The sequence below is a fragment of the Planococcus daihaiensis genome (assembly GCF_049262615.1).
Taxonomy (GTDB): domain Bacteria; phylum Bacillota; class Bacilli; order Bacillales_A; family Planococcaceae; genus Planococcus.
Genome location: NZ_CP175504.1, coordinates 1,347,253 through 1,371,626 on the forward strand (window position 1 = coordinate 1,347,253; position 24,374 = coordinate 1,371,626).

Consider the following 24,374-nt stretch of genomic DNA (forward strand, 5'->3'; position numbering starts at 1 on the left):
CATGTTTGTAGCCATCGAAGACGTTTGTTTTTCGTACTCAAATGCAAAAACTAAAGCACTTGATAATTTCTCACTGAAGATTGAAAAAGGAGAGGTTATCTCCATTCTCGGACGCAGCGGCAGCGGCAAAAGTACGGTGCTGCGCCTGTTGGCCGGCCTCGAAAAGCCTGAAAAGGGCCGTCTCGTCATTCAGGACGAAGTGCTTTTTGACAATAAAACCTTCCTGCAGCCCGAAAAACGCGGCATCGGCATGGTATTCCAAGATTATGCACTTTTCCCTCATTTGACCGTTTCCGAGAATATTCTGTTCGGGCTGTTCCGGATGAAAAAATCCGCCAAAAAGAAACGTCTCCAGGAAGTGCTTGAACTCGTCGAGCTGCAGGATTTTGGTAAACGCTACCCGCATCAACTCAGTGGCGGCCAACAGCAGCGCGTCGCCATTGCGCGTGCCGTTGCACCGAATCCGCACCTGATCCTGCTGGATGAACCGTTCAGCAATTTGGATGCAGAACTGCAAGGCAAAATCCGCGAGGAACTGCGCGACATCCTGAAAAAAGCGAATATCACTTCGATTTTCGTTACGCATGACGAAAAAGATGCTCACATTCTTGCCGACCGTATCGTCCGTTTGAAAGACGGCCGCATCGACTTTGTCGGCCGTCCTTGCGATATGCTCGATACGTACCGCCAGCCGGGCGTTGAGCAAACAACAGATGGCTTCGTTGAAAAAACCCTGATTGGCGTATAAATACAGAAATCCCCGCAGCTCGATTGATGAGCGGCGGGGATTTTTTTAGGTGTGGGCTGTCTGAAGCGGTCGATCTTTAAGGACTATGAGTTGTTCTGGATGTATGATATTTATCAGATAAGGCGCATTTTTATTAAGTTGAGCACAAATTTTGATTTCCGCGCAGAAATGTCTGTTTCCGCGCACAAATAAAAACAGCGGACTGAAACTTCCAGTCCGCTGCTCTCTTATCCCCCAAAATCACTCGTCCCCGTCTACAACGCTGTTGGAACGACCTATATGAAAGATATTTTCACCTTTGATTTTATTTAAATAGCCGATCAAAGCCATGGATTCACTCTCCACGTCAACCAGTTCCTCGTCGAAGATGCCGCTCGGCAATTCCATCTCGAACCGGCGCGTTTCGTCCGGTGCGACATTGTTCAACCTGGTTTCCGCTTTAAATGTATTTCCCCGCACACCATTTTCCATCTTGATCGGATGGCTGAGAGTAAATACCGCGTCAACAAGGTGATGTTCCGACCCGTTCACAACTTCGAGTGTATACCGGCGGGTTGTTTCGTCCAGCGGCTCCTTTTCCACGATCTCAAACTCAATGTCTTGCAGGTCTTCGACAGTATAGCCCATTTCACCGTCACTTGCCGGCGTCATATAATCCGTATCCGGCCCGGTTTCCAGCAAGCCCGAATCGGTTGCATAGATAAAACCGAGAAACAAAAAGAGCGTTGCCGCTGAAGCCAGTACCGCCCAGTATACCGGTTGGAATCGGCGATTGCCCGCCTGCATTTTATGCGTCTTCTGTTGCACCGCCATTTTGTCTTCATGTGTAAAACGGACATTGTCATTGGCGACTTTTTTAAGTTTCGCGGAAATCTCACGGTCAAACCCTTCCATTGCCGACACCCCTTTCCAGTTTTGCCTGCAGCGCTTGCTTGCCTCGCAGCAACCGCGATTTTACGGTATTGATGTTGAGTTCCACGACATCTGCTATTTCCTGCATCGTCAATTCCTGATAATAATAAAGGATGAGAACTTCCTTATACTTGTTCGGCAGCGCGGCAATGGTTGCCGCCACTTCTTTCGCATCTTCTTCCCCGATCAACTCTTCTTCAGCGGAGTTGCCCTTTTTCAAGAGCTTTACAGCTGGTTTGTAAACGAGGTTGCGGATGCTCCAGAGCCTGTGATAGTCTTTGCATTTATTGATGGTCATCCGGATCAACCACGTTTTGTAGCTGGCCTCATGCCGAAATCCCGACAGATTTTTAAAAGCGCTGATAAAAACTTCCTGGATGATGTCTTCACATTCAGCCCGGTCGTTAACATATAAAAAGGCAATTCTTTTCAGTTCCGAGCCAAACTGCTGCATCAGACTTTCCAGCACTGCATGCTCGTCGGCAGTTTCCTGCCATAATTCTTTACTCGTCTCGCCGGTCCCTAATGTTTCCATGCACGATAGCAACTCCCTTCACAGATTAGACGGACACCGAAATCATTTTGACTCATATTTTTTCATTATAAAGGAAAAAGGCCTCGCGGATGCGAGGCCTTTGAATTGCTTCTGAATTGAGCGGGTGACTGTCACCCTCATGAGATGTTCAGTTCCCCCAAGCTGTTGTCTGTTTTCTCAAACGGCCGTAATACGCCCATATTCGGAAGATGAATGTGCTGAAAACCAGAATAGCAATCATAAACACACCGCTGCTGTTCCATATAAACCAATCCTGAATTGTATCTGCTCTGCTAATAATGCTGGTGATGAAATAAATATAGAAAGCGACCAGCGGAAAGAACAATGCCGTATACGTAATCGCGATGCGCTTTGCATGTTTGAGGCGGCTGCTCCGATCGCTGTAAAGCTGCGGCCGCTCCTCGGCTTCCGCATACACCTGGCTCCAGATCGTCCATTTCTCCATATTCGAGTACGAAACGAATTTTTCTTTCCATCCCGCTTCTCGGTGAATCGCATAATAACTTTCGGTCGGACCCCTTTGATAATCCACCCGGTAAGCGATACGCCGCGGTTCACCTGTTATGAAATAAAACACGTTGCCTAATTTATTAACTCGATGCAGATTAAAGCCTTTCAGTTCCATGGACTCCAACCACTGCTCCGTTTTGTCGGGCGAATAAATCCAGGCGAACTTCACTTTTCTCACCAAGCGGCCCGCTTTCTTTAATTCCTTTTCCGTCTGTGTGTCGCGTTGATCGATGACGGCTGTCGTATAGATAGTTTCCGTGACTTCGAGCTCCTTGTTTGTCCGCGTAATTTTGACTATCGAATAAATCCCGAAGATCACGCTGCCCAACACGAAGGCGAAGAAAAGATAAGTCACCACCCACATCGGACTTTCCACAATATTACTGCCGCCCTCCAGTACCCAGGCAGAGAACATCGAAGCAGTAAAATTCAGTAGGATGGCACCGAAATAAAAAAGCATAGGGAGAAATAAATAAGTAAGAAACCGGTTATGCTTAACGATTCCATCCCGGACCGGAGAAGTCTGAATTACGCTTTCCGGTTGGCTGTTCGTACTGAACTTCCAATTGCCAGCGGTTGCAGCTTGGTCCCATCCTTCTTCCTGCAGCGTTTTCGGCAATACAGATGATTTCATTTTGTCGTAAGCAATGCGGTAAATCCGCGCTTGCGGCTCCCGCTCTTCAAAATAAAAACAGCGTGTCCAGCGGTTCAGTCTTTCAAAAACCAACCCTTTTTCCGCCATATCCGCCAGCCATAATTCTGTTTTTTGAACGTCATAACTCCATAACGGTCTGTAGATTTTTTTCACTCGAATCCCTCCTCAAACGCGATTGCATTGCGGTGCACTTCTTTAATCCTTACGATTTCCGCCTTCATCAGTTCTTTGCCGGCATCGGTGATTTCATAGACGGTTTTCCGTTGCTCATCGGCGAACACCGTAATCACGCCATCTTTCTGCATTTTGAGCAGCGTGCCGTAAACCGTTCCAGAACCCAGTTTCAACCGGCCTGCTGTAATTTCTTCCACATGTTTGACGATGCCGTAGCCATGCCGCGGTTCGGTCAGGGACAATAATATATAGAAAGCCGTTTCGGTCATCGGCACATATTTCTTCAACATTTTTTGGATGTCCACGGGCAACCCTCTTTTCATTATGTCGTAACTCGACTATATCACGACGTGACATAAAAGGGGTAATTTTTTTAAAAATTATTTCTCACTAAAAAATGCACCCTTTTGATATTGGGTGGTAGCCGCGGCTGCCCGCGATTTCGATTTATCGTCGATTTTTTGGCGTTTATCGGCGATTTTCAGGGGTTTATCAGCGATTTTTGAAGGTTTATCAGCGATTTCCCCCTTTTTATCGGCGATTGCCTAATTATCCCCCAACAAAAAAAAGCAAAGCAACTCTAACTGCAAGTCACTTTGCGCTTTCTCATTCCATCAGTTTCCACTAGTCGTCCACACACCGCTTCAACAAATTTCCCACACCGTGCCAGATCTTTCTCCTGTGGCATCAATTCGATTTTCAGTGTCGCGGCCAAAGCTGTATGAACGTAAAGCATATCCCGGAACCGGTCAACGCCTCCGCAAAATTCTGCAAAGAAACTGTCGCCCGTGCCGAACACTGCCGTTACGACAGCCTTACACTCTGTCGCCTCAAAATGCCGGTAGACATTCCGCATTTCATCAGGAATTTCCCCGCTTCCCCACGTATACGTGCCGACCATCACCGCATCGAAATCAACAATCTTTTCATGGCAGAATTCCCGCGGTCCGAAAACCCGCACATTCGTCCAACGCTGCTGGGAACATTCCAACAGCATGCCCGCAAGTTCTGCGGTGTTCCCCGTTACCGAGCTGTAGACGATGGCGATAGCCGGTTTACAGCTCGTCGAAACCATTGGATTGGGACACTTTCGAATAGGTGCGTGATTTCTGTTCAAAGAAATCTGATTTGGTGCCGTTCATCATATCATCGCCGAACACCTGAATCCACGGCATCGGGTTGCTGCGTTCTTCGTAGAGATTTTTCATGCCGAGCTGGCGCAGGCGTTTATTGGCCAGGTATTCAACATAATCGCCAAATTCGTCCAGATCAAGACCTTCGATATCCCTTAGAATATACTCAGCCCATTCCTTCTCCAGCTGCACCGCCCCTTCAACAGTCTTGTATATATAATCGATGTTCTCTTCATTGTTCAACTCGGGATTCTCCGTCAGCAGGATCCGCACAAACTGGCCGATGAAATAGGCATGCTGCATCTCGTCGCGCTGGATGTAGCTGATCATCGTGCTCGTTTTCAGCATCTTCTGCTGGCGCGCCAAATGATAGAAGAACGCAAAACCGGCGTAGAAATAAATGCCTTCGAGGTTAATCGAATTGATGCCGAGCTGGAACAAGGTTTGCGGCGTCGGATTCTGGCGGAATTCTTCGTAGGCATCGAGAATCCCTTCATTGCGCTTGCGCACGACCGGATCGCTTTTCGCCTGATCGAAACGCGCATTCTGCTCCGCCACCGACACGAGCGAACTCAGGATATAGGAATACGATTCGTTATGGACCGCTTCCTGCTGGGCGATGACGGCGAAAATCGCCTTGAAACTCGAGTCGGTCACATAATCCATCGCCATCGTCATCGTCGGCGTCTGCAGGCTGTCGAGTGATGCCAGCTGCGTATTGATGCGCAGAAACACGTCCCTCTCCGTATCCGTCAGGTGGTCCCATTGCTTGATATCGTCCTGCATATTGATTTCCTGCGCCTTCCAAAAATTCGACAGCAGCGTCTGGTACAGATCATACATCTGCGGATAGGCGATATCATTCCAGTTCAATAAACCGGAAGATTTCCCGTTCAGGATACCCGTCGATTTGTTCGGATGTTCCGGATTGAGCAATTTGATCTTTGTTAACGGTGTATGGACTGACATCTTAAATCCTCCTTCAGCTCTGGCACGCTTCGCATTCTTCGATTTCAGCCTGCGACGTGCTGCGTACGTAATAAGTCGTTTTCAATCCCTGCTGCCAGGCTTCCAGGTGAAGCTCCAGCAATTCCTTCGCTTTAATGGTATGCGGCACATACAGGTTGAAGCTGATGGCCTGATCGATATGGCGCTGCCTTGCCGCGTTCTGGCGGATGCTCCATTTCTGGTCCAGTACGTGTCTCGCCCGGCGGTAATAATCGTACGTCCGGTGATCGAGGTCCGGTGCCGTCACTTTGAATTTGAAGTTTTTCTTTTCTTCTGCGTATTCAACCGCGTAAAGCGGATCGATGCCATCTGTCGAGCCGCCTATTTTCGCAGTCGACGAGTTCGGGGCCACCGCCATCATCCAGCCGTTGCGGACGCCGTGCTCGGTTATGTCATTGTAAAGCTGCTGCCAGCGGGCGCTGTCGTAGCCTTTGCGTCTGAAATACTCACCGGTCTGCCATTCCGATCCAGTATATTCACTATAGCTGCCTTTTTCTTTCGCAAGCTTCATCGAGGAACGGATGGAATGAAAAGCGATTTCTTCGTACAGCTTATCCGCATAATCAACGGCTTCTTCCGTTTCCCAGTGGATGCCTTCAAGTGCCAGAAGGTGATGCCATCCGAAAGTACCTAATCCTCATTTATATTCAATAAAGGTCGTAAGCCTTTACCCGTTCTCTTATGAACTGCTGCATATCACTATGCAGATTAGACTATATCACGTTCCTTTTCGAAAGGAACCCCTGCTTTTCCACTATCATAGACTTATAGTGTACTCTACTCCCTTAACTCGTAGTGAGCGGTTTCGATAGTCGTTCGGCATTTATACCTCAACTGTATTGTAAAGATAATCAGGGAAATTCTTGTTTTTAAGTCTTGCTCTTACTGTAGTCCGTTTAATGCCTGTTAGAAGCGCACATTCAGATATGCTTTGATACAATATACCATCTACTAATATTTCTTTTTTATGAGGCATATTTAATTTCATAGCTTCCACAGCGTACTGTGGTTTAGGGATTCCTCTATTGCTTGAAATCCAACCATTTAAGATTTTTTCTTCATATAATTTCACTCTTAATTCTTTCCAATTATCTACGTGGGTTTTACCGAAGAAAGGGTTTTTTTCTCCAGTTTTTAATGCAGCGTTTTCAGATAACATTTTTCTCGTTTGTTCAGAATGACTTTTACCGTAGAAGTGATTTCCTCTACCTTTCATTTTTTCTGACCGGATTTTTCTCTCTAGTTCAGAAAAAGAGCGCCCTTTTGTACCTGTTCCACCTAAAGTTAAGTTGTATCCGTTATAGAAGCTATTGAATTTTTTTACATAAAACTCTTCGAGAACATTAAGTTCTTCTTGAGAAAAATTTTCATCTTGTTCTAATATAGAAAAATCAAATACATCTATACCGTATTTATTAAAACTTTTTTGAAGATGGTCATTCTCATGTCTGTTGCTTTTCAATGCACAAAAATGACATTTTTTTCTCTTTTCTAAGTTTACTGTCTGTCCTACATAATATTTTCCAGTATAAGTGTTTAAAATCAGATATATTCCCTTCATAATTATCTTTCCTCCTTTCTTCGAGATTTTAGTTGAGATAATTTAGCACGGGATTGTCTCTTCTGAGAGTTTCCCCGTTTAACAGGGTTTTCTTAAAGGGTTACCCCTTTAAGCCACTGGATAGTCAATGGCTCTGTATTTCTTATTCGTGGCATCCGCCTGCCCGACCGAAATCGTATTTAAATCGATGACGTTGTCCAGCATGCGCATTTGAATCGGCACCAAGCGCTCCAGCACGTCCGCTTTCACCGCACGCGGCAGATTGATCGACGACAGGTTGCAGACCACAAAATCGCCGGGCTTGCGCACCATCACGAGATTGCCATCCGCATCGGTGTATTCGTTGACGATTGTCGTCGCCGACATGTTTTGTGTGATTTCTGAACACAGATTACTGCAGTAAATCGACGTCAACCCGCGTCCGCGCAGATGTTTGTTCGGATTCTGGCGATTGACTTCATCTCGGTAGAACATATACGGCGTACCGGTCTCCAGCTGAGACACCATGATCCGCGCCATGATGTCCATCGCCCGGTAGGTCTTTCGCGGCAATAAAGGATTGGCAACCGCCTCCGCGTATTTTTCTGTGAAATACGCATGGTCCGTTTCATCATAGAAATCTTCCAGACCGAGCGCATTGCCTGCCGCATCCTTCCAGCCCATCACCTGCTTCACCTGATGCGGGCAGAACGTATGCCATTCGCCGACACTGCGACCTCCCTCATCCGTTTCCTTCAATGTTTTCATAAACAGATCCGGAATCGTGACACCCGTGAAAATATCATGTGCTTTCCGTCGTTCGTCGCCATTATTCGTTTTCAGATCCAGGAAGCCGTTCATGATGTCTTTGTGGAACACGTCAAGGTACACCGCAACCGCACCTTGCCGCTGTCCCAACTGATCGACGCTGACCGCTGTATCGTTGACGAGGCGGATCCACGGAATGACGCCCGACGAATTGCCTTTGAATTTTTTGATGTCTGAGCCCAGTGCCCGCACTTTACCGTAATAAATGCCGAGCCCGCCGCCGTCTTTGCTGAGCCGCGCGATGTCCCAGTTGTTCATGTAAATGCCGTCCAGCGAATCGTCCACCGTATCGATAAAGCAGGACGACAGCTGGCCGAAACTCTTACCGGCATTCGACAGTGTCGGCGTCGCCACCGTCATGTACAAATTGCTCATCGCCCAATACGCTTCCCGCACCAGTTGCGCACGCTTGTGCCCCGGTTCGTTCTGCATCAGCGCCATCGCAATGACGAGGAAACGTTCCTGCGGCAATTCATGGAGATTGCCTTCGTAATCCTTCGCAAGATAGCGGTCCCCCAATAAGAATAAGCCGATGTAATTGAATAACAAATCACGCTCCGGTTCGATGGCTGCGCCGAGTTCACGAATTTCCGCTTCTGAATAGGCCGCCAATAACTCATCGGAATAAATGCCGATTCGTGAGAGTTTTTCGACGAGCAGATAAAAGTCGCCATATTTCTCTTGCGCTCTATAGCTGCGGCTTGCGGCTGCCTGCCGGTATAGCTCACTGGCATACAGTTCCGCCGCCAGGAACGTCCAGTTCGGTTCGTCCATCGAAATGCGGTTGAGCGCGTAATGCATCGATTGTTCCGTATCGATTCGCCCATCCAGCTCTCCGATTTTATTGCGCAAAGCCTCAGTATCAAGGCCGTGCAATCGCTCTGCACGCTCCAATGCTTTCCCGACTGCATCCATCTCTGTTGAAAGTTCCATCTTCATGCTATACCAGCTCCTTCGCAAATTCGTTCAGTTTCATCCGGCGTTCTTTTCTCGCCTGTGCGTTTTTGAATAAATGCTCCTCTTTGTCGGTTTCGGGAATTACGCCCGGAACCGGCGTCGGTTTACCATGTTCATCCACCGCCACCATTGTCAGGATTGCTGTCGTGGTCAGCGTCCGCTCACGCGTTGCAATGTCCTGGCATTCCGCTTTCACGTAAACTTCCATCGACGTGCGGCCGGTCGAGATGACCACGCCTTCCAAAATCAGCACATTGCCGATCCGGGCCGATGACAGAAAATTGACCGTATCGATCGAGGCCGTCACCACCACTTTGCCGCTGTGCTTCATCGCCGTGATTGCTGCAATTTCGTCAATGTAAGCGAGCACCGTCCCTCCAAAAATCGTGCCCATGTGATTGGTATCCGGCGGCAGCACCAGCCTCGTTTGAATTGTCCGTGATATGCCTGCTGATATTTGCTGTTCCATAGTATGCTCCATCCCTTCGATTAAAAAACAGACATAGAAAAACCCATCTTCTCCGGAGAGAGGATGGGTTGAATAACGCAGCATAAAAGGAATGGAGCAGACGAAAGCCGTGCCGTATCCTGTTAAGACCATCGTTACACCCCCCAGCTCCCGGAGAAGGCAATTAACATATAACGAAGGCAGGTCTCCTGGCTTGTGCATCATCCTCTGCTATGGCCTTCCCATCTTTCGACAGTGGTTTCCATAGCTCGTCAGCACTTACAGTTGCGGGTACAGCTCCGGATTTTCACCGGCTTCCCTATTAAGCCTTTTCAGGCACCTTTATTATCGGTTTTTACTATATATTGTGTTTTCTTATAAATTACAAACTAAATATTGTATTTCTAAACTATATCTCAGCTGATGATTTTTGGCAAGGTCTCCCTCCTGTTAAATTTTTGCTCCATTTTAGAAAAACTAACGTATACCTTTTAAACTACAGCAACCAAAACAAATATCCAAGCATTTATTGATTATCTGAAAATAGCAATTATCAGATAGATTTCATTTCTATTACTGTAGTCTCATCTGCTTTCTTTAAAAATTAGTTATGCTATGATAAGAAAATGTCGTTCGAATAAGTATATGATTTTTTATTTGCTGCGGTTTTTGGCTACTCAACAGTAATGGAGATGCAATTTTTGTCATGAAACAATTCACTACTAACCACTACGGCTGGGTCATTGTCGCAATTGCGGCTTTGTCACAGTTCTTCTCAGGCCCCGGACAGACTTTTTCCAATGCGATTTTCATCGATTATTATATTCAGGATTTTGGCTGGAGCCGCTCGACGGTGTCCGGCATATACTCGGGCGCCACATTGGCGGCGGGCTTTTTGCTGTTTTTTGTGGGGCGTTTGATCGACCGCAACGGGTCCCGGAAGATGGCCGTCATCGTATCAGCTTTGCTGGCGGTTGCCTGCCTGTTCAATAGTTTTGTCACCAGTTTGCTTATGCTGTTCATCGGCTTTTTCTTTATACGGTTATTGGGTCAGGGGTCCATGGCGCTGATTTCGAATTCGTTGATCCCGCAATGGTTTGTGAAGAAGAGAGGACGTGCACTGAGCATTTCCGCGATTGGCGGATTGGTCAGTTCGGCAGCGTTTCCGCTGTTGAACGTCTGGCTGATCGAGGCGTTCGGTTGGCGCATGTCGTGGATAGTGCTCGGCGCAATAATTATTGTGCTGTTCACGCCACTGGCACTCCTCTTAATCCGGAACTCACCGGAAGATGTCGGCTTACTGCCGGATAATGGTTCAGCTGAAAAAACGGATAAGACCAAAAAACGGCCGGAAGAAGCCAGCTGGTCGGTCGGCGAAGCTTCCAAGACGCGGGCTTTCTGGCTATTGCTCATCTGTGCGGCAATTCCGGGCATTGTGAACACTGGATTAACGTTTCATCTGGTTTCTATTTTTAAAGAAAATTCCTTGTCGCTTGAGGCCGCTGCAGGAATTTTAAGTTTAACGGCGCTGATAGGGCTGCCCGTGACTTTCCTGACGGGTTTGTTGCTTGATAAAGTGAAAGTGCAGTATATGCTTGTGCTGGTTTTTGCAGGTGAGATAGTTTCTCTGTTTCTTTTGCAAAATGCGAATTTCCTGGGAGCTGCCGTTGTTTTCGGGTTGGTTTGGGGAGTAAGCACGGGGATGGAACGTATCGTTATGGCAGTTGTCTGGCCAAATTATTTCGGACGCAAGCACATCGGCAGTATCAGCGGCATTGCGATGGCAATGATTGTGACTGGATCGGCGCTTGGTCCCTTGCCGCTCGGCATCGCGTTCGACTTTTTCGGCGGCTATCAGCAGATTCTTTGGGCATTGATGCTGTTTCCCGCAATCGGCATGGCCGCAGCTTTAATGGCGAATCCGCCAACCAAAGAGACCAAAAAAGAAAAAATTCTTGCTTTGCCAGCACCGCGCCACATTGAAAAAGCGCCGCTTTTCAGCGAATAAAGCGAAGCGCCAGATGATGCAGGAGGATTCTTTCAATAGAATCTCCCTGTTTTTTTCTTCCAATTTATTGGTATACTTATAAATAGAATTATCAAAAAAATGGAGGTGACACAATATGACTTGGTTTTTTGTCATGGTTTTTGGCATGATCGGTTTTGCAGGTTTTATTGATTGGAGAAGAAAAAAGAATAATAATACTGCGAACCGGGCAATAAATTCAAATGCAAAACCGGGAGAGAGCAGCAATTATAATATGGGTGGCGGGAACACTGACCATTATGGAGGCGGGCAATAGCCGCCCCTGCTGGTGCCCACAGCCAAGCGCTTGCTCCATCAATGCCTTTTGACTGTTTGCTTCTCCGTTTCATCCGTCGCAAAATCGTTTTCCTTCAATTTCCGTCTGCAGCTGTGAACAAGGTTTTTGGCCGATTCACGCAATGAAAAATAATGCTGGCGGATATGCGCTTCGTTTTCCATATCAATCGGTATCTTAATGATTTTTGCAAAATCTTCCGTCCAGCGGCTGAAATAGCGCAGCATTTCCTTGGATCGGTATTTCTCGCTTTTCAAGGACTCGTTGAGTTCTTTTTTGTCGTGCAGCAATAAATCTTTTTCCCGGCGCAACAATTGGACTTCCCGTTTCAACACCTGAATTTCCCATAAGGCATTTTTGGCGATTTCCTGGTCACGGCCTTCCAAACCTTCCGCAAGGTCCGTAAAGGCACGTTCCCGGTAGAAATGATTTGTTGAAGCTTCTGTGTTTTTCATGAGGTCCCCTTCCCTTTCTGTTCTGCCCTTAGGTTGCAGGCAGCGTGTAATTAATGCCGCAGCAGCGTTTCCGGTGAAACATCGAAAAATTGTGCCAGCCGTTCGGCATGTTCTTGTGACATTTTCTTCGCTCCGCTTTCATAGCCCCAGATTGCACTGGTTGCAACACCCACTTGCTGGGCGAGTTCTTTTGATGATAATCCCTTGGCTTTTCTCAATCCCTGCAGGTCACCGATCATATTCACCATCATCATGCACCTCTTTTTCGCATAATTTACGTGAATTACCCTTTACTGCCGATCACTTTTCCAGATGAAGCCCAATTATGCCATTCCGGCGATAGATGAATTGCTTGTCTTCCAATGTTTTCAAAACTTTTGTCAAGGCTGCATGTGACATGTTCAGATCTGTAGTAATCTCTTTGATGGTTTTAAACAGCACCCCTTCAGAAGAACAATTGGCAAGAAAATAAATCATGAATACTTCCCCATATTTCCTGTTCTTTTCATCCTGGTCGTTAAAGCAGCTTCGCGACTTTTTCAATAAGTCACTTTCTCCCAACCTCAAATTTTCATAAACTGCAGATTTTCCAGCCACAACGTGCACCTCCTATATAATTACAAAAATTTTATTCTTCTTACATATTTACCCTCTGTTAATCGAATTAACCCTTATTATATCAGATTAATCAGAAAATAATAGCTAGAATAACATTAATGTTTCCATTTCATTTCCTATCCACCCTTTGAATCCTTTGACAAAAGGCTTTACCGCCGAAAAGCCGCCCCGAAAAATAATTTCGGGGCGGCTTTAAATAGCTATTTAATTTATTGGAATAGTATCTTGCGCTAAGGTTTACCGCTTAAAAATTCATATTCAACATTATCCCAAGATAAACACACAGGATAAATCCCACTCCGAAAGTGCTTGAGAGCCAGAATGGTATGGTCCTGAAAAAGCTCATAATCATGAGGGCGATGAAAAATGTGCCGACAATCAGCAGCAGAATCCCATTCATCGACAAAACGAATTGCGGAATGATCGGTAAAAATTGCTCCCCGATCAGCGTTTCGATAAACGGCGCTGCTCCTTCGGTCAGGAATGTGTTGTTGACTGCGTGCGGCGGTGCGAGCTTGCTCATACTGGCGGTAAAAAGAAAGACCAGACCCAGCATGAAGGTCTCCAGCTTCAATCCTTTGTGTGAAGGCTCTTTTGTTTGATTGCCAAAACCGTTCAGGAAGGCTGCCGCCAATAAAGGCAATATGCTCAAATGCTTTAAGAGCAGCATTTGACCATACGGCAGCACCCAGGAAGCGGTGTAATCGGCGGGTCTTGAAAACAGCAGCCAGACGGCGAAACCGCTCAGCAGGATAATTGCCATCATGCCGAATGCAAAAGGCGTGAACCATTTCAGGAAACTGCGCCAATTGGTGAGGGCCGGGGAAAACCAGGTGATGATGATTAACACGCCTGCCCACAGCGACAGCGACAGAAAATGCAATGTGTGGCCGAGCAAGCCCGGCAGCAAATCGAGCGAGGCCGCGTGGCTGCCGAAACCCATATTGATGATGGTCAATAGCAGCCAAAACGCCTGAATGTATTTTGAACTGTTGACCGCTGTTGCGCCGAACCAGAAAAATGCCAGGAATAGACTGAACGCGAAACTCTGGCCAACCTGAAATTCGCTGACGGCCGTCCAAAGCGCGGAGCCGAATCCGGCGTTGTTCATCAACAACCCCATCAATTGGATCGTTGGCGCTGCCGACAATAAAGGAACCGCCGCAATCGCCAGCAGAATCGCCGGCTTTTTTACAGAAATGGCCGGTTTCCGGTGTTCCGGAACAAATTGCAGGACAATGATGCCCGCCAGGAATGAAACGAGCACATAAAGCAGAAAATCCGAAACGATGGTGAACAGGATCATTTTCTTCTGGCCATGACGAAGAACGTGGCTGCCGCAACGATCAATAGAGCAATGATGAGAATAGTAACCCAGGGAGTTCTTGCTTGTGCAGGTTCAACATCCGCTGCAACGTCTTCTTCTGCTTGTTCGTCTGCAGGCGGGGCAACTTCTTCTTCATTTGCGTCTGCTGCAGCCTGTTCTTCTTCGGCTTCATCATTTGCTTCTTCTTCGGTCATTTCTGCTGCCACATTGAAAGTCAGCGTGCCTGTGATTTCATGGCCGTCCTGGCTGATGGCGCTCCAGTCTACGATATAAGCCCCATTTGGAAGCTCTGCATCCAATTGGCCAATCAGCTCCAGTTCGGTGTTGCTGATGTCAGAAAAGGTGAATGCGTTCCCCGTTTCCTCACTGATTGTCATATCGCCTTGCTGTATAGGCGTGTCAAATTGAAAGCTGATTTCAGTAGGTGACGCTTCAAGTGATTCACCTTCGGCTGGTGTGGAAGAGGATAAGCCCGCATGTGCATGGGCGGTAATTGGTATTAACATTAATAAGAATGCCATTACTAATAGTTTTTTCATTTTGTATGCCAACTTTCTCTTTATTCTTAACGGCAAGTTAAATTCCGTTTGACCTTCTTATATTATTGGATATGGAAGCAATGTACAAATTATAGCTGCATCTTTATACTGTAAATAACAGGAAGCCATTCGTAAATCGGGGACTTGAATTTATGCGAAATCGCTTGCTGCAATATTTTTTCAGGAGGCTATTATTTGGTCATTGAGGATTTTATATTGAGTTTCAGTGTTTTTTCAGGTCCTAAATCTTTCTACGACGCCGACGATGCGCATATCCAAGTTTCAACAAATGCAGATGTCGACGATATTTTAGGGACAACCAGCAACTTCCACTTCAATCGCGGAGAAACGAATTTCTTCGCCCAACATGGACCCGCTGCTTTTTCTTTCTGGTCGCGTTCGTTCATCCTAACTGATGAAGAAGCTGACAGGCTGAATCATAACCATGATTTGGCGCTGGAGCTGCTGTTCGAAAAGTTAAAAGCTTTTGTGGACAGCCATCACATTACGTTTGAAAAAATGGAAGACTTGCAGGAGCAGTTTGACTGCCGGTTTGAGATCCTCTTCATCGCCCCGAATTGGTACGGGGGTGGTATGCTGTTCCGGGTAAAACCGGCCGATCTGCTGTTTATGGCCAATCTCAATATCCCTTTCCATTTCTGGGAGCGCGACCGCGTGCAAATTGGACAATTGCAGGAAGCCGTTAGAAGTTTTACGGAAAATTAAAATAGCGAAAAGCTCAGGGTTTTCTGCCTGAGCTTTTTTTGTGGGGCAATTATTCCGCTCGGCTGACGCAGACTGTATATCGAAATGATTACTATTACCCAGTGTGTTAACTTTACTTTTATATTCCTCTAAATTCGCTTTACAAACCACTGCATCAGGGTTTGGATGAGCTTTCTTCAAACCAAACCTCCGCCTTCGACTATACTTTCAAACCTTCTTTTTCTTTCTCTAGTATAAACAATACAGTCTTTTGGAACTTTTTTGAAAATAGATACTAAAGCCCTATATTAGCTTTGGAATTTACCGATTATAATTTTCTGGATATCACAATCTTGTTAGATGGGGGAAAGAAATGAAAAAATTATTGGCTTTATTGATGGCAGTATTATTAATGGTTTCTGCTGTGCCTGTTTCAACGTTTGCAATTGATCAAAATGCTCCTGAGTTCGACGCATTTCTGAAAGAAATCAACTGGTCCAAAAAAGATTATATAAATTATTTGAACAGCAAAGATTGGTTGTTAGAAGAGTTCGAAGACGTTTCAGAGCTCGGCACGCCCTTATCAGAAAAAGGCGTACAGGCCATTATGGCCAAATACGAATTGACCCGCCCAGAGTTAAATGCGTTACATTTTGAGTTTGGGGAAATTGAAGAAGACCAAGATGTGTTGGATTCAATGTACATCATCTTCAACGAAGATCTTGACTACTATACAGAGTTCTTTTTGAGTGCCGGTATTAACGAAGACGACCCGCAATTTTTGAGTTTCCTGAAGGATATCAACTGGTCGAAGGCAGATTACCTGGCTTATCTTGACAGCAAAGGTTGGTCTTTGGCGGATTTTTGGGATATAGAAGAACTTGGAACACCATTGACTGAAGAAGGTGTTCAGGCAGTGATGGCTGATTTCGAATTGACGCGCGAAGAATTGAACGCATTGCTCGCAGACAATTATGACCTTGCAGAAGACGAAGATGTACTGGAAGGAACGTCCCTCATCTTCAATGAAGACCTTTATTTCTACGTAGAATATTATCTGGATGAAGAAAATTATGCAGACATCGATTTTGGCATCGAAGGCCTTTTTGAGGAAATCGGTTTGACGGACGAAGAATTGGATCGCTTGTTCGAACATTTCCTGACGCTGGATCTGGAAGATGAAACTTTCCTGGCACAATTGGAAGTTTTGGCTGAGCGCATGGAAGCAATCGAGGAATTTGAAAGTGCAGATGAATTGGATGCTGCACAAATCGCTGAGATTTTGGACATTTTTTCGGATACGATGCATTTGTTCCAAATTGATGCGAAGTATTACCTGACTGATGGAAATGAAAAACAGCCTTTAACTTTGGCTGCGTTGATGACCTTGGAATCAACGGATGGCTATGATTTATTGATCGAAATCTACACGAAGCAAGGCACTTTCCTTGCCGATGTCATTTTCACTGCTGAAATGTTCAGTTCTGAACTCATCACAGAAACAGGCAAGGATCTTGAAGTGGTTAAAGAAGTCGTCGCTGCTCCTAAAAAAGAAGCCGTGAAAAAAGATGTAAAAGCTGTGAAGACAGTGAAAGGCGCGAAGCTTCCGCAAACGGCTTCTAATTACCTTAGCAATGCATTGATTGGACTGGCATTCGTCTTGATCGGCTTCCTGTTATTCCGCCGCATGAAAACTGCGGGCAATTAATCGATGAGAACAAAAAGAACAAAAGGTGCAGGCCGCAAAAAGTTCATATTGTCGGTCCTTGCTTTGTCGATGGTAGCCTTTGGTCTTTGGTTCAGCGGCACGAACACTGCATCGTATCTGAAAGGCTATATGTTATTTAAGACCGGCCAGGCAGCTGACGTGGAAGTCGGCGAGAAAACGCCTCTTTCCACTGAGACTGTCAGCCTGCCGAAAGAAACTGCAGACAATGCAGCAGATGCAGTGCTCTATCCGGTGCGTCCCGCAAAAGGAGACAACATCGGAAAACTTGTGATTCCGAAAATCGACGCAACGCTGCCGATCTTCCATGGCACGGATGAAGACGAGCTGGAAAGAGGCGTCGGCCATTTTGCAGGCAGCGTCCTGCCCGGCGAAAACGACAACTCGGTTCTTTCCGGCCACCGCGATACGGTATTCCGCGAATTGGGGGAAGTCGGAAAAGGCGATTTGCTGATTGTCGAAACTTCTGCTGGAACATTTACGTATAAAGTGAGAAAGACCCGAATTGTGGATGCAGATGACCGGACTGTGATTGTGCCGAAACCGAAAGCTGTGCTGACAGTGTCGACCTGCTATCCTTTCGACTTTATCGGTTATGCACCGGAACGCTTTATCCTGATTGCAGATCTTGTTTCGGAAGAATAAAAGAAGCGCCTTGCTGCTATTGATGCAGCTGGGCGCTTTTGTGTCTTCATTATTACCAGCTTGCTTTTTTGACTCCCGGGATCTGTCCTTAAGGCCTTTCTTGTTCATTTTTCAATTTTACTTTATAGCTCCTTTAAGTCAGAGCACCGGGCACAATGGAGCCATAAGAAAAAGCCGCCCTTAAGCAGCTTTTTCATCTCCTATTTCGTCATTTAATATAGTGTTAAAAACAGGTCGCGCGCTGAATTATTTAATTTGTCCCTTTTTGCTTTTTCATTTTCAGTGGCGTGAAATAAAAATCGCAGCCTTCCCATTTCAATTCGGACTTTATAACTTCAAAGGTGCTGCGGAAAAATTCCTGAATTTTTCCACTTGAAAGTTCGTTGCCGGCAACCGCATCCAAAGACAGGAAATATTCGCTTTTCGATTCATCATAATATCCTTCAGGAGGCTGCACCGACGGATCATTTAAATCTTTATAAAGAAACGGATAGGGCAAGACAAAAAAGGAGGGAATATCCGTTTGCTCATCACCGAGCCAAAAGCCATATTCGAGCATGTGCTCATCAAAGGCCGCTCTTTCGATGACCTTGTCTTCAGGATAAGGCTCCATTATGCCGGGCAGGATTAACATTGATACGTCAAAAGTGCCCCAGAACAACGCCGGTTTCATTTTTCGGCAGCGCATCGGCGCGACAAACTTCGATTGTTCAAGCAGCGCAAGCTGGAAAAGTTTCAATCCCCGCATGGCATTCTGCCGATTAAAATCCATCGGTGTATCGTCCTCGTTTAACGGTATCCCATAAGCCATTTCCTGCGGTTTTGGATTGATTTTCAAATTGATGCCGCGGGAATGGAGCGCTGAAAAGATTTCCTCAAAATACATTTTGATCGATTTGGACGTTTTCAGCTCAATAAATTCAACATCTCCATCCACGTTGACAATGATGCGGCTGTTCCGAATATCCATGTCCACTTGAAATACCTGGCTCGTTGCAAACAAAATCCCGGTACTGAAACCATCCGGTGTAACAGTCAAAGCAACATGTGCCCATTGCGGTTCCTGCTGCGCTGTCTCCAATTTTATCTTCCCAAGAATCTGTGACAGCAAATGCAGGGTGAATTTGGTTTCCGCCCATTCAGAATGTCTGATCACATCGATTACCACTACATCCTCCTCCTGTCGGTAAACGGTAAAAGACCGGCTCCTGTGGATAAGAGCCGGTCTTCTGCCATTTTTACTTATCCACAGTTGAATATTCGACAAGAGGAGGGATTTCCCTTTATCCACAGAAAATAATTTGTGGATTACTCCTCTTCATTGCGTTTTAAATTTCCTTCATCATTGGACTCTTCAGTCGTTTCATCTTCCAACGTTTGTTCTTCCGGCTGTGGCTCTGGTGAAGTGTGGATCATTTCACTCCGTGTTTTGCCGACATAGGATTTCAATAATTCGCCGATATCGATTCCCGTCATTTCCTTCAGCGGCTCCTGCATATCAACCATTGTTTTGGTGACGCTGCGGCCGAAAGAAGGTACTCCCTGCCCGTTGCCGGAATCAATGATTTTCACCGAATCGATATTGCTCAATGGCTGAGCGACTTTTTCTGCGAATACCGGCAGCATGTCGATTAATTTCTCAGTAATGATGACATCGCCGTGCTCCTCCATCGCTTCTGCAAGCAGTTTGCGCGATTCGGCTTCTGCTTTCCCTCGTTCGCGGATGACTTCCGCTTCTGCGGCACCTTCGTCACGACGAATTTTCGCTTTCGCTTCCCCGCTGATGACCGCTTTGCGGGCTTCACCTTCTGCGGAACGTGTTGTTTCGTAATAAGTGGCATCCGCTTTTGTTTTACGGACTTTGCTTTCCTCTTCTTCCAATATAACGGCGCGTTCCCGCTCCATGAATTTCAAGTTCAACTCTTCGTCCTGGGTTTCTTTTGCAAGCTTCACTTTTTCAAGTTCATAAGATTGCTCGGATTTCGCCCGCGCCCGTTCTGTTTCTTCTTTGAACGAGGCATCTTTGATATCTTTATCTTTCCGCGATTCAGCAATTGAAATTTGGCGCTTGTACTCTTCCTCTTTCGCTTCCTGATCGGTGCGTGCCCGTTGGATCCGGGTTTCGCGGTCTGTTTCCGCTTCTGCGATTTCAGCCCGCTTGCGGACTTCAGCGATTCTCGGCCGGCCAAGGTTTTCCAGGTAACCGTTTGTCTCATCTGCATCCCGCAGATCCGTCAGTCCCAGGGACGTGATTTTGAAGCCCATTAAATCCAATTGTTTTTGGGCAACTTCCTGGACGTCCAGATTGAATTTCTCCCGGTCGCCGTTAATGTCTTCGACCGTCATCTTGGACAGAATCGCCCGCAGATTACTGCCGAGCACTTCGATGATTTCCGTTTCGATTTCGTTCTGCTCTTTGCCCAGGAATTGCTCGGCGTAATTCGCGATGCCGTTCAACGTATCGGCCACTTTTACCATGGCTACGGCATCCGCCACAATCGGCACCCCGGCAATCGTGTAAACACGCGGTGTCGAAAGTTTTAATTGGAATGAAGTCAAATTGACTGGTGTGGAAGTCTGGAAACGGCGCAGACGATAACCGCCGCCCCGGATGATCTTCATAGACCTTCCTTCTTCGTCATTAAAGATATTCGTGTCTTTTTCAGGATCCCCGAGTTTTGGTCCCGTGATGATCAATGCCTCGTTTGATTTGGCCGTCCGGTAACGGAATCTTACCCAGAAAAAGTACCCGATACCAGCCAGTACTGCAACGATCAGCACCGCAATTCCCAGTGTGGCGTATCCGATTGATTCTAACATTCGTGCATCTCCCCTTTGAGTTGGATTCTTATTTAAAAATCAAATAAGTAATTGCAGCGAGTTTTGAATTTTACTGCCTATTATTTTATACGGATAGAATTGGAAAACGTTTCAGTAAATTTTGAATTTAGAGCTAATTCCTCTTTTTTCTTGAACCAAGGAAATAAAAAAGGAAGAGAAACCGCTTTTTCAACGGCGTTTCTCTTCCTTCAGCTTTGGTCATCTTCCCGGCACTATACCGGGTTCTCGATTGAACCCATGAACAGGATCACGCCGGTTTCCTCATCCGTAATCGCGAAGAAGAACGGTCGGTCTACCGTCAGTTCAAATGGCGGTTCCGCTGGTCCCGATGTGTCGGTACTTATAGAGGTGACTGCCGCCGCTTCTGTTCCTTCTTCACTCACGTTGATAAAACTTTTCTGTTTCACTTCACTTATAAACAAACCGCTGCCCGCTTCGAACATTTTTGATAAGTCAGCACTGCTGAAGGCGCTTTCCATACCGAGTTCTTGCAAAGTCTCATTCAAATTCACTTCATATTCCAGTTCGAATTTAGGCAGCATCACGGTGCCTTGCTTGGATTCGAATCCGTTCATCCACTCTGCCCACTGCTCTTCGTCCATCGATGCTTTGAATTCATCCAGTGAAGAGGTTTCAGCTGGCAGAAATATATGCATATTCATCTCCCCTTCGCCATACGGAAGTGACACCGCCTGAAAATTTTCGGTCTCCAGATAAAGCAGCTGCTCGTTCAAACTCATGAGTGGAACTTGAGCTGTTGAACCATCCTTCAGATGGAATGGCCGTTGTTCTGTCGCCTCCTCAGCAAACGGATACTGCCAGTTCCCGTTAAAGTAAATCGCATTCAGCAGCATGGCCACCAAATTGCCGGGCAGCGGACTTTCAGCCATTTTGTCGATTCTTTCATTTGTTGCGTCACTGACCCAATCATTGATTGCATCTGCTGAAGCGGGATCTGTTACATCAATGGTTTCTATCCTGGCGTTATAATAATCCTGACTGCTTTCTGTAAAACTCTCACGAAACGTATAACCTTCTTTTACCCAGATGGAATTGGCTATATTCAATTCAATATCCTCTGTATCACTCGCCAATTTCGTCACGAGGGATGCATTGGCTTTGTTCATTTCTTCAGCACTGAGCCCTTCCGCTTCAAGCACTTTCGCAATTTCATCTTTCGTTGCCCCGTCCGCTCCGTTATAGACCATCGCCAATGCCATATACAAACTTGTGGGCGATACAAAGATGTTGCCGTCTTCTCTGGCCGATAAATCGTTCAGCAGTTTCATGCCGAGTATGTTATTTGCCTCCGCAATCAGTTCGTAATCCGTCTCTCCATATTCCACACCATCCGCAATCTTCATATTGGTTTGGTCTTGCAGCATACCGCAGCCTGACACACCGGTTATTAATCCTGCGGCAATCAATAGCTGAATCAATTTTTTCATGGGTGCCCCCCCTTTTAACGCATTAGACTGGAAATAGGTGGGAAAGTTACATAGCGCGGAAGATTTTTTAAATACGGTTTGTCATGGATTTTAAGAAATAAGAATAAATTTCCTGATAAAATTAACTTATTATGAAATTCGGGAGAGATGCAGTATGGACAGGCCACACAAATTTACTTCTATTGAAACAGAACGTTTGATTTTGCGCGAGGTAACTGACGAGGACGCGGACAGCCTATTGGCGTATTTGTCCGATGAGGAAGTAACCAAACATATGGGTCTTGCCCCTTTTACCTCCAAAGAAGACGCGCTTGACGAAATTGCCTGGTATGAGTCAATTTTTGAAAAAGGGACCGGCATGCGCTGGGGAATTACTATAAAAGGTGAAGATCGCATAATCGGCAGCTGCGGTTTCCTGAACCTGTCAAACAAACATCACCGTTCAGAAATCGGCTTTGAATTAAGCAGAGAACATTGGGGAAAAGGCATTGCTGGGGAATCCCTGCAAGCCGTTATCGCCTATGGGTTTTCTCAACTCGAATTGAACCGGATCGAAGCGCTGATCGAACCAGCAAACAGCCCTTCGCAAAAGCTGGTCGAGGCTAATGGTTTCGTGCAAGAAGGGTTGCTTCGCAGTTACGAATACACGCGCGGCAAATTCGATGACCTTTATATGTATTCTTTACTGAAACGGGAGTTTGACGGGAAATTGTGAGGGCTAGCTGCGAAGTGCGGGCAGAAAGCCCCTCCTTTTCTCCGTCTATTCAAATCCTTAAAATTCGCACCAACAGCCCGTTCATGTCCGCGGCGCTTTGCTTGAAATCCTGACGATGCCATTCAATCGCGAGTCCCAGAATGGCATTGGCCTGATAGGCGCTGAGCATCGGGATGTCGATGTCCGTCTGATAATGATGGCTGACATCGTCTATGATCAATTTCTGCACTTGATCAAAAAGCAGATAATAATAGGACAGCGGCACCGTTTTCGAAAACACGATGCGATAGAATTTCTCGTGTTTTTCAATATGGTGAAAAATGCGGATGGTAGCCGGATTCAAATCTTTTGAGAGCAGGTTCTGCACATGCCGATACGGCTCCTGATAGGAATCCGCCAGATCTTTCATGATTGTTTTGAAATAATCCTCAAACAAATTTTCGACCTGTCCGAAATGCGCGTAGAACGTGCCCCGATTGACCTTGGCAATCCGGCATAATTCCGTGACGGAAATCGAATTCAAAGTCTTTTGCTTCAATAAATGCATCAGCGCTCCCCGCAATGCTTCTTTCGTCTTGAACACGCGTAAATCTGTCTTCATTTCTTCACTCCTTAGCGGACAAAATTCACTTTATTGTATGATAATGAACAGTTTCACTCTTTTTGTTTATTGAATTTTCTTACTTTTAAAGATTATAATTTTATTGTACACTTGTTCATTAAATATGAGGAGGTTTTATTGATGAGATTAGAAGGTAAAGTTGCGGTAGTTACAGGGGCGGCATCCGGAATGGGCAAGGCGATTGCGGAATTGTATGCGGCTGAAGGTGCGAAAGTAGTCGTTGGGGATATGAATTTCGACGGCGCTGAAGCCGTGGTACAGGGAATTTCAGCGAATGGCGGAACAGCCAAAGCGGTGAAAGTGAACGTCACGAGCCAGGAAGACATCGACAACATGATAGATCTAGCGGTAAACGAATTTGGCACATTGGACATTCTGGTCAACAATGCCGGCATCATGGACGGATTTGAACCTGCGGGCGAGATCACGGATGAAAAATGGGACCTGATTTTTGATGTAAATACAAAAGGCGTCATGCGCGCTACGCGTAAAGCGATTCCGATTTTCCTTGAAAAAGGCAAAGGTGTGATCGTCAACACCGCTTCAACAGGCGGCTTGAACGGCGCTCACGCGGGTGCCGCATACGGTGCTTCAAAACACGCGGTTGTCGGGTTTACGAAAAATACCGGTTACATGTATGCCAATTCAGGCATTCGCTGCAACGCAATCGCTCCGGGCGGCGTGGAAACCAACATCGGTTCCACGATGACGAACATCAGCGAATTCGGCGCCGGCCGGCTGCAGGCTGTGCACGGCTTGATGCCACGATCCGGAAAGTCTGAAGAAATCGCCCAAGTGGCATTGTTCCTGGCATCCGACGAATCAAGCTTCGTCAACGGCACGGTTGTCACTGCGGATGCAGGTTGGACTTCTGCGTTTTAAGTAGAACAGCAACAGCGGTTGTTTTTCGCGGCGCGAAAAACAACCATGGTTTAAAAGGAAG

25 protein-coding genes, 2 pseudogenes and 1 riboswitch are annotated in these 24,374 nt (G+C 46.3%); of the genes and pseudogenes, 8 read left to right on the top strand and 19 right to left on the bottom strand.

Features of this window, described 5'->3' with window-relative positions:
• Window position 1 precedes the first annotated feature (1 nt).
• Entirely contained in the window at window positions 2-748 is a 747-nt protein-coding gene (locus DHX103_RS06335; protein ID WP_422124430.1) for an ABC transporter ATP-binding protein, read from the top strand.
• A gap of 240 nt (window positions 749-988) precedes the next feature.
• Here DHX103_RS06335 and DHX103_RS06340 read toward each other — a convergent pair whose 3' ends face one another.
• The 10 genes and pseudogenes from DHX103_RS06340 to DHX103_RS06385 all read right to left on the bottom strand — a co-directional run bounded on the left by DHX103_RS06340 (window position 989) and on the right by DHX103_RS06385 (window position 9,490).
• Complete coding sequence (locus DHX103_RS06340; protein WP_422124431.1) at window positions 989-1,642, bottom strand: hypothetical protein; 654 nt, start codon at window positions 1,640-1,642, stop codon at window positions 989-991.
• A complete protein-coding gene (locus tag DHX103_RS06345) occupies window positions 1,629-2,195 on the bottom strand; it encodes a sigma-70 family RNA polymerase sigma factor (RefSeq protein WP_422124432.1) in 567 nt (188 codons plus the stop codon). Before DHX103_RS06345 ends, DHX103_RS06340 begins: the two co-directional genes overlap by 14 nt.
• A 148-nt stretch (window positions 2,196-2,343) precedes the next feature.
• Window positions 2,344-3,534: a DUF2812 domain-containing protein gene (locus DHX103_RS06350; protein WP_422124433.1), complete on the bottom strand. Its 1,191-nt coding sequence runs from the start codon at window positions 3,532-3,534 to the stop codon at window positions 2,344-2,346.
• On the bottom strand, window positions 3,531-3,860 hold the full coding sequence (locus DHX103_RS06355; RefSeq protein WP_422124434.1) for a PadR family transcriptional regulator: 330 nt from the start codon (window positions 3,858-3,860) through the stop codon (window positions 3,531-3,533). Before DHX103_RS06355 ends, DHX103_RS06350 begins: the two co-directional genes overlap by 4 nt.
• A gap of 275 nt (window positions 3,861-4,135) precedes the next feature.
• Window positions 4,136-4,630, bottom strand: coding sequence for a flavodoxin domain-containing protein (locus DHX103_RS06360; RefSeq protein WP_422124435.1), 495 nt, complete (start codon window positions 4,628-4,630; stop codon window positions 4,136-4,138).
• A complete protein-coding gene (locus tag DHX103_RS06365) occupies window positions 4,611-5,657 on the bottom strand; it encodes a ribonucleotide-diphosphate reductase subunit beta (protein WP_422124436.1) in 1,047 nt (348 codons plus the stop codon). The genes DHX103_RS06360 and DHX103_RS06365 overlap by 20 nt, the downstream gene beginning before the upstream one ends.
• 13 nt (window positions 5,658-5,670) lie before the next feature.
• Window positions 5,671-6,333 (bottom strand): annotated as a pseudogene (locus tag DHX103_RS06370) (ribonucleoside-diphosphate reductase subunit alpha); the annotation flags it as partial.
• 186 nt (window positions 6,334-6,519) lie between these two features.
• Window positions 6,520-7,257, bottom strand: a complete 738-nt coding sequence (locus tag DHX103_RS06375) for an NUMOD3 domain-containing DNA-binding protein (RefSeq protein WP_422124437.1) — start codon at window positions 7,255-7,257, stop codon at window positions 6,520-6,522.
• Window positions 7,258-7,383: 126 nt separating this feature from the next.
• A pseudogene (locus tag DHX103_RS06380) lies at window positions 7,384-9,003 on the bottom strand (ribonucleotide reductase N-terminal alpha domain-containing protein); the annotation flags it as partial.
• A gap of 1 nt (window position 9,004) precedes the next feature.
• Window positions 9,005-9,490 carry an acyl-CoA thioesterase gene (locus DHX103_RS06385; RefSeq protein WP_422124733.1) on the bottom strand — a complete coding sequence of 162 codons (486 nt, stop codon included), beginning with the start codon at window positions 9,488-9,490 and terminating at the stop codon, window positions 9,005-9,007.
• Window positions 9,491-9,651: 161 nt separating this feature from the next.
• A riboswitch (cobalamin riboswitch) is annotated at window positions 9,652-9,828 on the bottom strand.
• A gap of 347 nt (window positions 9,829-10,175) precedes the next feature.
• On the opposite strand from DHX103_RS06385, the gene DHX103_RS06390 reads away from it, so the two are divergent.
• Window positions 10,176-11,477: an MFS transporter gene (locus DHX103_RS06390; RefSeq protein ID WP_422124438.1), complete on the top strand. Its 1,302-nt coding sequence runs from the start codon at window positions 10,176-10,178 to the stop codon at window positions 11,475-11,477.
• Window positions 11,478-11,592: 115 nt separating this feature from the next.
• Window positions 11,593-11,772 (top strand): hypothetical protein, encoded by a 180-nt coding sequence (locus DHX103_RS06395; RefSeq protein ID WP_422124439.1) that lies wholly within the window; start codon window positions 11,593-11,595, stop codon window positions 11,770-11,772.
• A 38-nt stretch (window positions 11,773-11,810) separates the two neighbouring features.
• On the opposite strand, the gene DHX103_RS06400 is transcribed toward DHX103_RS06395, so the two are convergent.
• The 5 genes from DHX103_RS06400 to DHX103_RS06420 form a co-directional block, all read right to left on the bottom strand.
• The gene (locus tag DHX103_RS06400; protein WP_422124440.1) at window positions 11,811-12,245 is read right to left on the bottom strand and encodes a hypothetical protein; all 435 of its coding nucleotides are present in this window, start codon (window positions 12,243-12,245) and stop codon (window positions 11,811-11,813) included.
• Between the two features lie 50 nt (window positions 12,246-12,295).
• Window positions 12,296-12,496: a helix-turn-helix domain-containing protein gene (locus DHX103_RS06405; protein ID WP_422124441.1), complete on the bottom strand. Its 201-nt coding sequence runs from the start codon at window positions 12,494-12,496 to the stop codon at window positions 12,296-12,298.
• Between the two features lie 49 nt (window positions 12,497-12,545).
• The gene (locus DHX103_RS06410) at window positions 12,546-12,842 is read right to left on the bottom strand and encodes a MarR family transcriptional regulator (protein ID WP_422124442.1); all 297 of its coding nucleotides are present in this window, start codon (window positions 12,840-12,842) and stop codon (window positions 12,546-12,548) included.
• Between the two features lie 265 nt (window positions 12,843-13,107).
• Window positions 13,108-14,169: a hypothetical protein gene (locus DHX103_RS06415; protein WP_422124443.1), complete on the bottom strand. Its 1,062-nt coding sequence runs from the start codon at window positions 14,167-14,169 to the stop codon at window positions 13,108-13,110.
• Complete coding sequence (locus DHX103_RS06420) at window positions 14,166-14,729, bottom strand: copper resistance CopC family protein (protein ID WP_422124444.1); 564 nt, start codon at window positions 14,727-14,729, stop codon at window positions 14,166-14,168. Before DHX103_RS06420 ends, DHX103_RS06415 begins: the two co-directional genes overlap by 4 nt.
• Window positions 14,730-14,924: 195 nt before the next feature.
• Between DHX103_RS06420 and DHX103_RS06425 the strand changes: the two genes are divergently transcribed.
• From DHX103_RS06425 to DHX103_RS06435, 3 genes are all read left to right on the top strand, one after another.
• Window positions 14,925-15,455, top strand: a complete 531-nt coding sequence (locus DHX103_RS06425; RefSeq protein WP_422124445.1) for a hypothetical protein — start codon at window positions 14,925-14,927, stop codon at window positions 15,453-15,455.
• Window positions 15,456-15,807: 352 nt separating this feature from the next.
• On the top strand, window positions 15,808-17,142 hold the full coding sequence (locus tag DHX103_RS06430; protein ID WP_422124446.1) for a processed acidic surface protein: 1,335 nt from the start codon (window positions 15,808-15,810) through the stop codon (window positions 17,140-17,142).
• A gap of 3 nt (window positions 17,143-17,145) precedes the next feature.
• Window positions 17,146-17,805 carry a class D sortase gene (locus DHX103_RS06435; protein WP_422124447.1) on the top strand — a complete coding sequence of 220 codons (660 nt, stop codon included), beginning with the start codon at window positions 17,146-17,148 and terminating at the stop codon, window positions 17,803-17,805.
• 250 nt (window positions 17,806-18,055) lie between these two features.
• Here DHX103_RS06435 and DHX103_RS06440 read toward each other — a convergent pair whose 3' ends face one another.
• From DHX103_RS06440 to DHX103_RS06450, 3 genes are all read right to left on the bottom strand, one after another.
• Window positions 18,056-18,973 (bottom strand): DUF5996 family protein, encoded by a 918-nt coding sequence (locus tag DHX103_RS06440; protein WP_422124448.1) that lies wholly within the window; start codon window positions 18,971-18,973, stop codon window positions 18,056-18,058.
• A gap of 140 nt (window positions 18,974-19,113) precedes the next feature.
• Window positions 19,114-20,625 (bottom strand): flotillin family protein, encoded by a 1,512-nt coding sequence (locus tag DHX103_RS06445; protein WP_422124449.1) that lies wholly within the window; start codon window positions 20,623-20,625, stop codon window positions 19,114-19,116.
• A 233-nt stretch (window positions 20,626-20,858) separates the two neighbouring features.
• Window positions 20,859-22,094: a serpin family protein gene (locus DHX103_RS06450; protein ID WP_422124450.1), complete on the bottom strand. Its 1,236-nt coding sequence runs from the start codon at window positions 22,092-22,094 to the stop codon at window positions 20,859-20,861.
• A gap of 154 nt (window positions 22,095-22,248) precedes the next feature.
• Here DHX103_RS06450 and DHX103_RS06455 point away from each other — a divergent pair, with 154 nt between their 5' ends.
• Window positions 22,249-22,809 (top strand): GNAT family N-acetyltransferase, encoded by a 561-nt coding sequence (locus tag DHX103_RS06455; protein ID WP_422124451.1) that lies wholly within the window; start codon window positions 22,249-22,251, stop codon window positions 22,807-22,809.
• 49 nt (window positions 22,810-22,858) lie between these two features.
• On the opposite strand, the gene DHX103_RS06460 is transcribed toward DHX103_RS06455, so the two are convergent.
• Window positions 22,859-23,410, bottom strand: a complete 552-nt coding sequence (locus DHX103_RS06460; protein ID WP_422124452.1) for a TetR-like C-terminal domain-containing protein — start codon at window positions 23,408-23,410, stop codon at window positions 22,859-22,861.
• 141 nt (window positions 23,411-23,551) lie between these two features.
• Between DHX103_RS06460 and DHX103_RS06465 the strand changes: the two genes are divergently transcribed.
• Complete coding sequence (locus DHX103_RS06465; protein WP_422124453.1) at window positions 23,552-24,313, top strand: SDR family oxidoreductase; 762 nt, start codon at window positions 23,552-23,554, stop codon at window positions 24,311-24,313.
• Window positions 24,314-24,374: the final 61 nt, after the last annotated feature.